17 protein-coding genes and 1 pseudogene are annotated in these 11,731 nt (G+C 65.3%); 12 read left to right on the top strand and 6 right to left on the bottom strand.

All coding sequences use genetic code 11. The features are described 5' to 3' along the window. Positions 1-159 precede the first annotated feature (159 nt). Complete coding sequence (locus tag RM423_RS22990) at positions 160-411, bottom strand: helix-turn-helix domain-containing protein (RefSeq protein ID WP_311425381.1); 252 nt, start codon at positions 409-411, stop codon at positions 160-162. Positions 412-532: 121 nt separating this feature from the next. Here RM423_RS22990 and RM423_RS22985 point away from each other — a divergent pair, with 121 nt between their 5' ends. The 4 genes and pseudogenes from RM423_RS22985 to RM423_RS22975 all read left to right on the top strand — a co-directional run bounded on the left by RM423_RS22985 (position 533) and on the right by RM423_RS22975 (position 2,428). After that, on the top strand, positions 533-976 hold the full coding sequence (locus RM423_RS22985; protein ID WP_311425380.1) for a hypothetical protein: 444 nt from the start codon (positions 533-535) through the stop codon (positions 974-976). A gap of 248 nt (positions 977-1,224) precedes the next feature. Next, positions 1,225-1,437 (top strand): annotated as a pseudogene (locus tag RM423_RS26055) (SigE family RNA polymerase sigma factor); the annotation flags it as partial. A gap of 62 nt (positions 1,438-1,499) precedes the next feature. Beyond that, on the top strand, positions 1,500-1,715 hold the full coding sequence (locus RM423_RS22980) for an RNA polymerase sigma factor (protein WP_311425382.1): 216 nt from the start codon (positions 1,500-1,502) through the stop codon (positions 1,713-1,715). Further along, complete coding sequence (locus tag RM423_RS22975) at positions 1,712-2,428, top strand: hypothetical protein (protein ID WP_311425379.1); 717 nt, start codon at positions 1,712-1,714, stop codon at positions 2,426-2,428. The genes RM423_RS22980 and RM423_RS22975 overlap by 4 nt, the downstream gene beginning before the upstream one ends. 110 nt (positions 2,429-2,538) lie before the next feature. Here the strand turns inward: RM423_RS22975 and RM423_RS22970 are convergent, their stop codons facing one another. Together RM423_RS22970 and RM423_RS22965 are read right to left on the bottom strand one after the other, a co-directional pair. After that, a complete protein-coding gene (locus tag RM423_RS22970) occupies positions 2,539-3,882 on the bottom strand; it encodes a S1 family peptidase (RefSeq protein ID WP_311425378.1) in 1,344 nt (447 codons plus the stop codon). A gap of 266 nt (positions 3,883-4,148) precedes the next feature. After that, positions 4,149-4,760 carry a TIGR03086 family metal-binding protein gene (locus RM423_RS22965; RefSeq protein ID WP_311425377.1) on the bottom strand — a complete coding sequence of 204 codons (612 nt, stop codon included), beginning with the start codon at positions 4,758-4,760 and terminating at the stop codon, positions 4,149-4,151. 41 nt (positions 4,761-4,801) lie between these two features. Here RM423_RS22965 and RM423_RS22960 point away from each other — a divergent pair, with 41 nt between their 5' ends. Then, on the top strand, positions 4,802-5,248 hold the full coding sequence (locus RM423_RS22960; protein WP_396327837.1) for a MarR family winged helix-turn-helix transcriptional regulator: 447 nt from the start codon (positions 4,802-4,804) through the stop codon (positions 5,246-5,248). A gap of 63 nt (positions 5,249-5,311) precedes the next feature. Further along, positions 5,312-5,680 (top strand): hypothetical protein, encoded by a 369-nt coding sequence (locus RM423_RS22955; RefSeq protein ID WP_311425375.1) that lies wholly within the window; start codon positions 5,312-5,314, stop codon positions 5,678-5,680. A 382-nt stretch (positions 5,681-6,062) separates the two neighbouring features. On the opposite strand, the gene RM423_RS22950 is transcribed toward RM423_RS22955, so the two are convergent. Continuing rightward, the gene (locus RM423_RS22950) at positions 6,063-6,551 is read right to left on the bottom strand and encodes a hypothetical protein (protein ID WP_311425374.1); all 489 of its coding nucleotides are present in this window, start codon (positions 6,549-6,551) and stop codon (positions 6,063-6,065) included. Positions 6,552-6,686: 135 nt separating this feature from the next. Between RM423_RS22950 and RM423_RS22945 the strand changes: the two genes are divergently transcribed. Further along, positions 6,687-6,971, top strand: a complete 285-nt coding sequence (locus RM423_RS22945) for a hypothetical protein (RefSeq protein WP_311425373.1) — start codon at positions 6,687-6,689, stop codon at positions 6,969-6,971. Positions 6,972-7,140: 169 nt separating this feature from the next. On the opposite strand, the gene RM423_RS22940 is transcribed toward RM423_RS22945, so the two are convergent. Next, positions 7,141-7,287, bottom strand: a complete 147-nt coding sequence (locus RM423_RS22940) for a hypothetical protein (RefSeq protein ID WP_311425372.1) — start codon at positions 7,285-7,287, stop codon at positions 7,141-7,143. A 999-nt stretch (positions 7,288-8,286) separates the two neighbouring features. Here RM423_RS22940 and RM423_RS22935 point away from each other — a divergent pair. From RM423_RS22935 to RM423_RS22915, 5 genes are all read left to right on the top strand, one after another. Further along, positions 8,287-8,580, top strand: coding sequence for a hypothetical protein (locus tag RM423_RS22935; RefSeq protein ID WP_311425371.1), 294 nt, complete (start codon positions 8,287-8,289; stop codon positions 8,578-8,580). A gap of 3 nt (positions 8,581-8,583) precedes the next feature. Beyond that, on the top strand, positions 8,584-8,856 hold the full coding sequence (locus RM423_RS22930; RefSeq protein ID WP_311425370.1) for a hypothetical protein: 273 nt from the start codon (positions 8,584-8,586) through the stop codon (positions 8,854-8,856). A gap of 147 nt (positions 8,857-9,003) precedes the next feature. Further along, positions 9,004-9,174, top strand: a complete 171-nt coding sequence (locus RM423_RS22925; protein ID WP_311425369.1) for a hypothetical protein — start codon at positions 9,004-9,006, stop codon at positions 9,172-9,174. A gap of 3 nt (positions 9,175-9,177) precedes the next feature. Beyond that, complete coding sequence (locus RM423_RS22920) at positions 9,178-9,624, top strand: SRPBCC family protein (RefSeq protein ID WP_311425368.1); 447 nt, start codon at positions 9,178-9,180, stop codon at positions 9,622-9,624. Between the two features lie 1,061 nt (positions 9,625-10,685). Continuing rightward, complete coding sequence (locus tag RM423_RS22915) at positions 10,686-10,874, top strand: transposase (RefSeq protein WP_311425367.1); 189 nt, start codon at positions 10,686-10,688, stop codon at positions 10,872-10,874. 10 nt (positions 10,875-10,884) lie between these two features. Here RM423_RS22915 and RM423_RS22910 read toward each other — a convergent pair whose 3' ends face one another. After that, positions 10,885-11,472 (bottom strand): recombinase family protein, encoded by a 588-nt coding sequence (locus RM423_RS22910; protein WP_311425366.1) that lies wholly within the window; start codon positions 11,470-11,472, stop codon positions 10,885-10,887. Between the last annotated feature and the right edge of the window lie 259 nt (positions 11,473-11,731).

Raw genomic sequence — 11,731 nt, 5'->3', positions numbered from 1 at the left:
GGGTCAACACCCCCACCGACACCAAATCCGACAACCGACGATCCGACTCCGGCTTCACCCACCCAGCACGAGGCATACCACCAAACTACACCGCTGTAAGCTTAACTGAACGGTATTGGGGCTAGGGCATCCCTGCCGCTGCCGGTCTTCCCTTGTCAGCTACTTGGCCAGCGGCGCGGGGAGGTCCTTCACGAGTTCGGAGGCGTCAGTGCCGAGGCCATCGGCGAGCTTCAAGATGTTGTGCAACGACAGGTTCCGCCGTCCTCGTTCCACCTGGCCGACGAAGGTCCAATGCGATCCGACGAGATGGCCGAGAGCTTCCTGGCTGAGGCCGAGTTCGTTGCGTCGAGCCTGCACCCGCTGACCGAATAGCTCCGTCGCGCGTGAGAGTGGGACGTGTTCGGTGGCCATGGCGGCCCAATCACATCCGTCCCGTGCATATAAGTCCATAGCCGATAGCACTCAACTGTTTGCGTCACAATCATTTACGTATTAATCTGTGTGCCAACACCCGGGTCGGTGCGACCGGCGAGTGCGCAACCTGGGCCTGCACTGTCGAGTGCACGGCCACACCGCGGTCAGCTACCGCCGCGCGCACGGGCTGTCCACCGGCCAGCGGCTCATCTCGGCCGACCTGGCCGAACAGTTGGGCCGGCTGGCCCGATCACACCCGAACGGTTTGACGGCTCTCGCGGCGCATCGTGACCCGGACCGGGCCCAGGCGGCGATGACGGCTGAGGGTCAGTCCCGGCCGCAACGTGCCGCCGTTCGCAGCCGCACGGGTGCTGTGAGTAGACGTGGCCGCGACCTCGCCCAGGTCGAGATCGAGGCCCTGGTGGCCGCCGGAACCGATCTGGGTGCCTGGGTCAAGACCGCACGCGGCATCCTGGCTGCCGGCGCCACCGCCGGCAGCATCGCCCGGGGTACCGGCCTCACCCGCAACGCCGTCCATGCTCGGCTCTCGCGCTACAGGTGAACCGCACACCACTCGATTACGACCGACCGGTTCAGGTCAGCCGGCCCCTGGAGTGGTGGGTCCCGATACAATGCCGCCGGGATCTGAGCGACGAAGGCTGATCGAGTGAGCGGGTGTGATCCGGATCATCATCGGCTTTCGGGGCAAGTGGGCCCTTCTCCGTTCCAAGACGTCTATGTGGCGTGCGGGATGACAAGGGTTCGGTCTTGGCGGCTGGTTGCGTTTACCCGGCGCCGGTAGCAGCAACAATGGGCGGGGTGGACCTTCAGTCGCTGTATGCCGCTCAGTGGCGGCCGCTGGTCCGGCTGGCCGTGCTGCTGGTGGATGACCTGTGTAGTGCCGAAGGTGTGGTCCAGGACGCCTTCGTCGGCCTGCACCGCCACCAGAGCCGGCTGGTCTCGCCCGAGGCGGCCGGTTTCTATCTTCGCCGCTCGGTGATAAACGGCTCGCGCTCGGCCCTGCGGCGGCGGCGCACCGCCAGGTTGTTTTTGCTCGCGACCGGGCAACGGGCTCGCCGGCCGACATCGCGGACCAGGCGCCGCCAGGCGAGCAAACCGAGCTGCTCGCCGCGCTGGACCAGCTGCCCGGCAAGCAACGCGAGGTGCTGGTGCTTCGCTACTGGAGTGAGCTGTCCGAAGCCGAGATCGCCGCGGTGCTGCAGGTTCCCGCGGGAACGGTCAAGTCCCGGGCGAGCCGCGGGCTGCGCACCATGGAGCGACTACTGAGGAGCCGGTCATGACGAACGAGTTGGAGGAGCGGGTTGCGGCCACGCTGCGGGGCGCCGCGCTGCGCCGGGTTCCGGAGGCCAGGACGGTCCCGCTGCTGCGGTCGGACCTTCTGCAGGACAGCGGCACGAAGGCCGGCTCGTCGGCACCTCGGCGTTCGGTTACCCGGTGGGCCCTGCCGCTGACCGGCGTCATGGTCGCCAGTGCGGCGATCATCGTGCCGTTCGCGATCGCTGGTCTCCACCGGAACAAGACAGTGCTGGCGGCGACACCATTGACGACGGCGTCCTGCCCGGCTGGCTACTCCGGCAAGGCGCCGTGGGTGCCATCAGCTCCGACGGTTGCCGGCGCTAGCGCGAGGCTGGTGCCCGAGCAGCCCCCGACCTCAGCCGTCATCTGTGCCTACGGATTGGGCGCTACCGGTCCGTACAGCGCCACGGTGCCACTGTCTGGCGGCAAGGTCCTCACCGTGGGCCTTGCACGGTTGGCTTCGGACCTGTCCAAGCTGCCCTCTGCGCCGCCAGCCGGCCAGCTGGTCTGCAGCACCGACAGCGCAACCCGGGTGAACTATCTGGTCGGGCTCAGCTATCCGGGCGGCACCGAGTGGGTGTCCTCGTCGCAATCACCATGCGTGGCCACGGCAAACGGCAAGTTCGCCTCAGCGGCCGCGATAGATATTTCGGTAGCGCGCTCCTACCAGGCGGGCCGCTGGGTTTCCGGTCCCTGATCGAATGCGGCGGGTGACCTATGTAGCCGCACCGATCGGATGGCGACGAGGCAGCGCCGGTAAGGGCGCCACCTCGTCGCCGGGTGCATGGGGTCAGTTTGGCAATGCGGTCAGGACAGGTCCAGGTCGACGTTCAGTGTCGACAGCACCTGGCTGATCCGGGTCGCGTAGAAGTTGCTGTAGCACGGCTGATTCAAGCCGTTGAGACCCGAATGGCTTCCGTTGGAATCAGAGCCGGCCCCTTGCACTCCGTACGCGGCGTGCCCTACGTACACCGGGCCGCCACTGTCACCGCCGCACACCGAGGCGTGCACCTCGATCTGGCCGCTGATCGGTCCCGCGCCCGTCGAGACGCTGGTGACCTGGCCGCAGGCGGTTCCGGAGGTGGCGCCGGTCCGGCACAGGTATTGGCCGACGGCCGGATAGGCCGTGCTGCTGATCGCGTACATGTCGTTGAAGGTGGTGGGCCAGCTCGGATTGTCCGAGGCGTCGACGATGACGTTGGCGTTGGGCAACTGCCAGCCGCTGGGATAGTTCACCGAGACCAGCGCGTCCGCCTGGCCCGAATAGACCGCGTGCCAGGTGGGTCCGACCGCATGGTTGGTGTTGTCGCTGTACTGGTGCTCCCACCACGTCCCGCCGTACTCCTGGCCGCAGTGGCCGGCGGTGGTCACATAGTCCTTCAGATCCGAGGTGCTCCGGACGTTGAATCCCTCTGTGCAGTACCCGTTGGGCGGAAATTGGCTGCCCTGGAGAAGGGCGACGCCGCCGCGGATCGGCGCGTTGCAGTAGCTGTAGTCACAGCCAGACGTCGTCTGCACCGACTCGTGGGTCCCCAGCTTCACCGGCTTGCCGTGGGCCGAGAGGCTGCTGACCCACTGCCGCTGGGACGTGGTCAACGAAGCGGTCGCGGTGCCGATCGCGTCGATGTTCACCCGGTTGTTCTTGATATCGAGGTCGACGTCGATCGGGCTGTTTGCGGTACGCCGGCTGGGGACTTCGCTCAGAACGGCGTCATAGGTGCTCTGCAGCTCCTTGCCGGTGAAGCTCGCCGATCGCTGGACCACCAGGGAGGTCAGGTTCAGCTGCTGGGCGTAGCTGTCAGCCACCGAGTCACTCGACGTGGCCACCGTCTGCACGACGACCTGGCCACCGTGTGCCTGGTCGATCCACAAGCCGCCGAAATCGGCGTCGTAATCTCTGAGGTCCTGGTCGAGTTCGACGATCTTCGACTGAAGTTGGATGCGGGCCAGGGCGTCGTCGTAGGAGAGGCCCTCATCCTGCGCCAGCTGAATCGCGGCGGCATCGTCGGTGGAAGCGCTGGTCGGCACCGTCGTCGCTTGGTGCACTGGTGCGGCCGCCGAACTGGTCGCCGGCCTGGCCAGCAGCGCCACCGACATCACGACGGTTGCCGCGCTGGCTCCGCACAGCAACAACTTCGAGCGAGCTTTCATACCTGGTCTTGACCTAACCCGGTAGCTAACGAAAGTGCGAAATCGGGCTCACTGTAGAAGAGGGTATAACGGTGGGCGCGTCGGTTGCGGGGTAGGGGCCGAGGTCTTCCGATGATGGGAGTTCTCCCGCTGCCCACCCGGAGGACGCCCGGAAAGCACGCGAGCGGCGTTGCCCGGCTCAAGATAAGGCCCGGGACGGCAACCGTCGAAGCCAGCGAGCGTTCCTGACGCTGCTGTCCGACGACACGGCGGGCGGCCCGCGAGCCTCAGGCGTGCGCAGGGTGCCATCTTGGATCGCGACCGAGCAGCTGCAGCGTCTCGTCCAGGGCGGATACGCCGTCGGGCAACGGCAGCCGATGGGCGAACGCCGCGCCGGGCCGATCGCGCCGCTCGCCGTCGGGCACGTCTCTGGCCACGGTGCGCGCCGCCTCGACAACGTCGTCGTCGAGGCTGGGCCGGGCTCCCAAGGACCTCGCGACGTCCCATGCATGGACGACGTTGTCGACCAAGTGGAAGCCGACCGCCGTGCTCAGGGGCAGTGGATCCGGCCCGACCTCAGGCAGCAAGACGGGCGTCGTCGGGTCGGACAGCCCAGCAAATGCCGTCACCACCTGGTCGCACGCGCTCCGGTAAACGCCGACCGGGTCGTTGTGCCGGGTCGGCGCCCAGTCGGCACGCTCCGTGCGTTCGCCGGCGACGGCACGAGCGAAACCCTGCTGCTGGATCGTCATGTGCGCGACGAGGTCGCCGAGCTGCCAACCGGCACACGGCGTGCCGGGGTCATCCGAGCCCGGCTGCCAGGTGGCGAATGCGTCCAGGGACGCCCGTACTGCCCGCCGGTCGAGCTCGATCATGGACATCAGGCCATTCGTAGGCATATGCTTATTATACCGCAGCTGTAGATGTTAGTTCGACGCTTATGATCTCGTGCGTGGCCGACCGCCCCGATCTCGCCGCCATGATGGCGCCGCTCATCCGCGCTCTGCTTGCGATGGAGACGCCCATCCTGGCCGAACACGATATATCGATGTGGGGGTACTCCGTTCTCAGCCGACTCACCGACGGGCCCGTACGGGGGCAGGCTGTACTCGCCGAGGCGATCGGGGCGGACAAGACCCGATTGATCGACGTCCTCGACGAACTCCAGGAACGCGGGCTGATCCGGCGCGAGCCCGACCCGACCGACCGGCGGGCGCGCGTCGTTGCGATCACGGCAGCCGGCAGCCAGCTACGCGATCGGGTCCGACGCGCTATCCAGCATGCGGAACAACCGCTGCTGCGGCGCTTGCCGCCCGAGGACCGCGTGGCGTTCCTGCGCGGGCTGCACCGGCTCGCCGACCACGTGCGCGGCGGGCAGTCCGGCTGAGTCGCGCGACCGTGCGTCCATCCGATCACGCCGCGGGCGCCACACCGGTCGTCGGCTCGCTCGATGGCTACGCTCAGCGAACGAGCGATGAAGCAGTTGTTGCCGACCTCACCGTGCAGGATCTCGGCGACGTCGGGATCGCCGGCAGAGATCGTGACCCGTGGTCGCAGCCGGATGCTGGTGAACCGGCCGCCGCCACCCTGGTCGTCCTCGGTTATGACCGCGGTCCGGCGCGTCGGTGTACTCATCGACGACGACCCCGGCCTGCTTCGGGAGATGCGCGGCGCCGCCGTGCTCACGGCGGTTGACGGCGCGGGCGTGCAGCGCGTCGTCGATGCTCTCGCCGCGTTCCACTTGCTTGGATGTGGGACGCACCAGGAAGCCAGCGCTGAGGTGCTTCGCCGAGCCGGCGTGTCGCGTCCCAAAAGCTAGGCCCACAACGGTGTGCCGATTCAGCCGTACGCGTACAAGAAACGGTACGGTCCGGCGATGGATCTTGGCCATGCGCGTGTCTCGACCGCGAAACAGGAGTGCCGCGGTGGCCGTCGTTATCGCTCGTTAGCGCTGGCAGAGTAGGAGCGATCCGGACCGGAACGTGCTGGCTCTACTCGGTCACGCAACTGTGCACGCTCTGGGCGTTGCCAAGAGCTTCGTCTACACCGAGATCAAGGCCGGCCGGTAGCCCACCGTCAACCTCCGCAACGGGGACCGCAACAAAATGCGCGTCCGTGCCAAGAATGCCGAGGCCTGGGTCGAAAGCCGGCAGACCTAGCCTCTCGATGGTTCGGGTGTCTCAATCACAGGTGCTGGCGGCTCAGAAGTTGAGCGGGTATTCCCACGGTCCGCGCAATGGGCCGTTCGCGGTGTCGCGCCAAGTGACCGAGATGCCGCGACCCTTCTCGCCGGACCCGCCAGCGATTGCAATGAACGGCAGCGCTGAGTTTGGTGAGATGCTGGTGGGGCATTCCAGATCGCTGAGCGGGCGCATACCGGGGAACGCCTCGACCCGGACGTCGTACTTGCGGTTCACCTCGTCTCGGTTAAATAGGTGCCACCTACCTTTGTCGATGTGGCGAACCATCCAGGGCACCCGCGGCTCGGCGGCCTTGGCCTCAGCCAACGACGCCTGTCGCTCGAGGGCATCGGCTGATCGCTTAGAGGCGTCGGCCGAGTCGCGCGCCGCCTGCTCAGATCGCTCGGCGGCGCTGTCTGCGGCTTTCGCCTTACGCCTGCCGTCGACGAACGCTACGACCGACAGGGCCAGCGCACCGATCGCGATCGTGTCCGGAATCCACTCGCTCATGATCTGGCAGTGTGCCGCATCAGGCACAACCGAACCACCGCCGGCACGGGATGTCGAAACAGGGATTGAGGGCCGGCGCAGCTAGTTCTTGATCTTGCTTGCGCGGTGCCCATCTCGGCTGCGACGCTTCACGGCATGACTGAACCGTTCGATGAAAAGCGCCCGGCTATCTCAGATTGGATGCACGCTCACGATCGAATAATCGACGATCTATCCTCGGCCAACGACACGCTCACGACAGCCAGCGGAACGTACGCACGAACCCTCGACGGCACGATTCGAGGGAACGCGGCTGCCGTCGGAATCACCGTAGAGGCAGCGGCGTCTCGTCTTCTGCGACTGGTTGACAAGGCGCAAGCGCTCCCGCCAATTCCGGACAAGGACACGAACCGGTTCTTTCGCAATGCGACCTCACGTTGACGGGAGTCTGCCGAAACGCTGGGCCCCGCGGTTCAAGCTCGTGACGCTGCGCGCATCCATCACGCCGCTCGAGGCCTCGACGCCGGCGCAGAGGAATTCCTGCGCTGCGCAACGGCACTTCGCCGCGCTACTGGCCAAGAGCCTGACCCCCCGGAATCCACACAGCTGATCACGTGCCCAGCTCGGCCGCCGGCGAGACCGGCCCCTTCGCTGCAGAAAGGTCGCCCAAGTCGAAGAACACCGCATGGCCATCGTCGTCGGCAGGCCCATAGGCGAAACTTGCTGACCACGGCACGTTCTGCGCGACATCGTCCATGGCAGCACGGACCCGGTCGCGCAGCCCGGTAATCGAAGGCTCGAACGCTCGGTAATCGATCTCGTTTGCGAAGATTCAGACTCCACCACCCCCCACGCGCTCGATCCGGCCGACCTCGCCGATGCAGTCGAAGGTGACTTGTTCGTGGAAAGAGACACCGCATCCGCTTCCCCCGGCCAGCGGTCTACCTCGTGCGACGTCGCCGCGCTTCAACCAAGACGAGAAAGCCGGCGATGAAGACCATCGAACCGGTGAGCTCAACTGCGACAACGGTCGGGAACGACATGTTGAAGGTCACGAGGGCGACGACAACCACGGCGAGGACAGCAAAGACGAGTGAAAGGCTTCCACAGGGTGGTGTCATCGGTGCGGTCGCCCATGCGGCCAATCCTGGCACACTGCGGTACGAGGGAACACGTAGAGCGGAAGCAGCAGTCGGCGACTCCAGGGCATCCCGCAGACCTAAGGCATCGCTCAGGGCACTACCGGGCACGGATCGAGACCAGCCCCGTAAGCGGAACGATGGCGGCCCCGGACAGCCAACGGTGGCCATGCCATGATGTGCGAGCCGCGGCCGCCATGGCCCCCAGCGTCGAGGCGGTAGGCAATGAGCACCGAACAGCCCAACCGCACGCCGGTGCAGCCGGCGTCAAGCCGGTCCCCACGTAGCCCCCGCCCCAAGCGACACCGCTCACCGGCGAACCAGGTCCGCCACGATGACCTGCCGCTCGGCGCGCGGATAGCCGACAGAGTGACGGCCGTGTTCGGGTCGTGGGGTTTTATTCTGATCCAGAGCGCGCTGATCATCCTCTGGCTGGCCTACAACGGGTGCCGCCGACATTCAGGCCTAAGATCCCTAGCCGGAATGCCCTTCCGCTGCCCGATTGGTTGGCCTGGTTAGCCAGGTGCCGAAGCCCGAGAGCAGACTCTGGCCGTGCGTCCGGGTAAAATGACCCGCAAGCAGCGCTTATCTGAGCGCCCACAGAATGGAACCCCGTTATGACTACGCCCTCAAACGCCGGCCCACGTACCGACGGCTCGCACGAGGTCGGTCGCCCCGTGCGCCGCCTCAGCACCGAAACCAAATCCGCTTTCAAGACCACCGAGGTGCTCGCCTACGTCGGCGCTGTCATCGGCGTCATCGTGATGTCCTACCTCGTGAAGACCACCCACAGTCACGCCGACTATTTCCGGGCGGATAAGGCTATGTTCTACATCGTCCTTCTCACCCTCGGCTACCTCGGTAGCCGCGGACTGGCCAAGTCCGGCAGCCGCGACCACTACGACGACTAAACCATGACCGAGCCCACCCAACCAGCCCAACCAGAAGAGGAAACCACCATGGACCAGAACGAAACCGAAGAGCGCATCCACTCCGTCGAAGTCACCCAGGCCACCCAGGCCGCGACGTTGGCCGGGGCCCAGGCCACCCAGGCCGCCACCGACGCCGGGACCACCGCCACGAACGCTGCCATGCACGCCGGCCTGCTCGGAACCATGGCAGCCGGAAGCGTCAGCCTCATCGTCGGCATCTTCCTGGGCATGGCCATCCGCGGCGCACGCAACTAGCAGCCAGCCCATGGGACGGCCCGCATCCGCCCTCGCGGGTGCGGGCCGTTCTGCGTGCCGAACCGCGTCTCGGTTGCGCGACGGCGGCCATCATGTTCGAAAAGATCTGGGGCAGCAGCCAGTCACCTGCAGATGAGAGGTTGAGCAATGACTACATCAACGTCTGACCGAGACCGTGACCACACCGACCCGCCGGAAAGCAGGACCGCGGCGGCCGTGGACGGTGAGGAACAAACCGGCAAAGACCCGCGCGCGACATCCCATCCGACGGGTGCGAAGCAAGCCGCCGTGAACGCCGAGAACGAGCCGGCGGGCTGAGGCGTGGCTACTGTCTCCTGCCATATCCAGGCTAACCCGGATGCGGTGTTCGCCGTCCTTGCCGAAGGCTGGTTCTACAGCAACTGGGTGGTCGGAACCTCCCACGTTCGGGCCGTTGAGGACACCTGGCCTGCGGCGGGAACCAAGCTGCATCACGCGTCCGGTGCGTGGCCGCTCGTTGCCCGCGACGAGACTCTGGTCGAGGAAATCACGCCCGGGCAGCGGCTCGTCCTGCTCGCGCGGGGCCGACCGTTCGGGGAGGCCCGCGTCCGGATCGAGCTCACGCCCAGCGCGACCGGCACAATGGTCACGATGCACGAGACACCCGTCGCTGGACCGGGTAAATGGTTGCACAACCCGCTCACTGAAGCGCTGCTGACGCGCCGCAACACCGAGTCGCTGGCTCGCTTCACCGCGCTGGTCGAGCGCCACACCCGGCCCCTGGAATGACAGTCACGGAATGTCGTTCTCATTGCCGACTGGAAGCTGTCAACCGATAGGAGGACAGGTCATCACGTCCCGGTCACTCATCCCAGCCGACACCCTCGACGCTCCCGTAGGCGACGGTGCCGTGGCACGGGCCGCGACCCCAAGCTGATTTCAGCAGCGACACCGCTCCGAAGATCCTCGAGCTACCCGCCGCCGCCTGGATCAACCCGCCCATCACCCAGACAGAAGATCAAAAAGAGGAGCCAGCCACCGCAGCCGCATAACTCCCGCTGGCCTCAACCGCCTTGACAATTCCGACCTCGCCTCGTCAAAGGGTCGAAGAGAGCCCGGAAGGGTAGATACTGTAGATGTCCGCGTCAGGATTGGTCTGGTGGATATACAGATGACCGGTTCCCGACATGCCGGTAAGACCGATGTTCATCCGATATATGGAGCTAGCAGAATGATTAGTGGATTGCGGGCTGTGCCAAAGTAGATGATTGGTGCTGTCCACGATGAAGAGAGACCCGTCTTTTCGGAACCACAGCGTGCCCCCACGGCCCGCAGTGTTACTGGCCGCGATGGCGTAGCGAGGGTCGTTTGAAGAACCGTTTTGGTACCACACCAGGTTGCCATCGGACTGCCATACCAAACGTTGCTCCCACGTTTGGTATGAGTGGAAGCACCAGCCACCTGGGGCGTACTTATAGTCATTGGTTTGCGATGCAGTCCAAGCGCCGTGGTCTGCTCCCGTGCCGTTGAAGCAATTCTGCTGAGTCGCTGCGCTCGCGTTGGATGCCGTTAATACAGATGTACTCATACCCATGGCAACTAAGGCACACACAAGCAAAGCTTTCAGCGGAGTCAGGAAGCACTTCATTTAGAATAAGCCCCTAAGGTTTGGGTCAGTAATAACGGCCACACGCCAGGAGCCAGTCGCTCCAAACGTTAGGGACAGCGTGCGCTGCCGAATCTGTCAAGTCAAGGGACTGAATCGCCTGGGTCTGATGGAGGCTCTGGTGTGCCCCGGCTTCCCCGGAGTCGGATTACTGGATTCTGGTGTCCTGGCATCAGGAGGCAGTGTGGGCGCACGTGGGTATCCGGCGGAGTTCCGGCCGAAGGTTCTGGATCTGCCCGAGGCCGGTCGGAGCATCGCCGACGTCGCGCACGATCTCGACATCAGCGAGCAGTCGATCTATACGTGGGGCGCCAGGACCACATCGACAAAGGTCTGGTCCCGGGTCTGTCACCAGCCGCAATCGGTACGGTGAGTACTGGTGATCAGCCAACTTTGGTGTCGCCGGCGCGTTGGACGGCGCGGTAGACGGTGGACCTTCCGACGGAGAAGAGCTCGGCGAGTTCGGCGGTGGTGTGTTGGCCGGCTCGGTACAGCCCGACGAGGTGGGTTTCCTGGGCGGGACTGAGCTTGGGGGACTTGCCCCGGAGCCGACCTTTGGCCTTGGCTACTTTCATCCCTTCACGGGTACGCATCCTGATCAGGTCGGACTCAACTTCAGCAATCATGGCCAAGACGTTGAACAGCAACCGACCGATCGGATCGTTCGGGTCGTGCACCGATCCGCCGATGTTCAGCTTCACCTCGGCCGCGGTGAGCTCTTCGACGATGTCACGGGCGTCGGGCAGCGATCGGGCGAGCCGGTCCAGCTTCGTGACGACGAGGGTGTCGCCGGTCCGGCAGGCGGCCAGGGCTTCACGCAGACCGGGCCGGTCACGGTTGCGTCCGGTGAGACCGTGGTCAACATAGATCCGCTTGGGCTTCACTCCGAGGACTGCGAGGCCATCGCGTTGCGCGGTCAGATCCTGGGTGTCGGTCGAGCAGCGGGCGTACCCAATCAACATCGCGACCATGACCGGGGACTGTACCGGTTGAGCTACCTTAACCGGGCATTAAAGCGGACGGGTCTTACGGGAATCCGTAGGTCCGAGATTTCGGCGGCTGTCGTCCTAGCGGGCCGCGAGTGTGGGCGTCCCGTAGACCGGTCCTTGGGTTCTCGCGGTGATCGCAACACCTGACTGAGTGGAGGTGTTGACCATGCGGTTCGCTAATCACATGATCACGGAGAACGTGCAGGTGTTTTGGGCCGAGTTGCAGCGTGGCGAGTTCATC

Source organism: Jatrophihabitans lederbergiae (assembly GCF_031845305.1).
Classification (GTDB): Bacteria; Actinomycetota; Actinomycetes; order Mycobacteriales; family Jatrophihabitantaceae; genus Jatrophihabitans_A; species Jatrophihabitans_A lederbergiae.
This window is presented reverse-complemented; position numbering and strand designations above follow the sequence as displayed.

Excerpts from the sequence above, each read along its gene's own strand:
- RM423_RS22990 (WP_311425381.1), bottom strand. The coding sequence starts at position 411 with ATGGCCACCGAACACGTCCCACTCTCACGCGCGACGGAGCTATTCGGT.
- RM423_RS22975 (WP_311425379.1), top strand. The coding sequence starts at position 1,712 with ATGACGAACGAGTTGGAGGAGCGGGTTGCGGCCACGCTGCGGGGCGCC.
- RM423_RS22970 (WP_311425378.1), bottom strand. The coding sequence starts at position 3,882 with ATGAAAGCTCGCTCGAAGTTGTTGCTGTGCGGAGCCAGCGCGGCAACC.
- RM423_RS22965 (WP_311425377.1), bottom strand. The coding sequence starts at position 4,760 with ATGCCTACGAATGGCCTGATGTCCATGATCGAGCTCGACCGGCGGGCA.
- RM423_RS22960 (WP_396327837.1), top strand. The coding sequence starts at position 4,802 with ATGATCTCGTGCGTGGCCGACCGCCCCGATCTCGCCGCCATGATGGCG.
- RM423_RS22955 (WP_311425375.1), top strand. The coding sequence starts at position 5,312 with ATGGCTACGCTCAGCGAACGAGCGATGAAGCAGTTGTTGCCGACCTCA.
- RM423_RS22950 (WP_311425374.1), bottom strand. The coding sequence starts at position 6,551 with ATGAGCGAGTGGATTCCGGACACGATCGCGATCGGTGCGCTGGCCCTG.
- RM423_RS22945 (WP_311425373.1), top strand. The coding sequence starts at position 6,687 with ATGACTGAACCGTTCGATGAAAAGCGCCCGGCTATCTCAGATTGGATG.
- RM423_RS22940 (WP_311425372.1), bottom strand. The coding sequence starts at position 7,287 with ATGGACGATGTCGCGCAGAACGTGCCGTGGTCAGCAAGTTTCGCCTAT.
- RM423_RS22935 (WP_311425371.1), top strand. The coding sequence starts at position 8,287 with ATGACTACGCCCTCAAACGCCGGCCCACGTACCGACGGCTCGCACGAG.
- RM423_RS22930 (WP_311425370.1), top strand. The coding sequence starts at position 8,584 with ATGACCGAGCCCACCCAACCAGCCCAACCAGAAGAGGAAACCACCATG.
- RM423_RS22925 (WP_311425369.1), top strand. The coding sequence starts at position 9,004 with ATGACTACATCAACGTCTGACCGAGACCGTGACCACACCGACCCGCCG.
- RM423_RS22910 (WP_311425366.1), bottom strand. The coding sequence starts at position 11,472 with ATGGTCGCGATGTTGATTGGGTACGCCCGCTGCTCGACCGACACCCAG.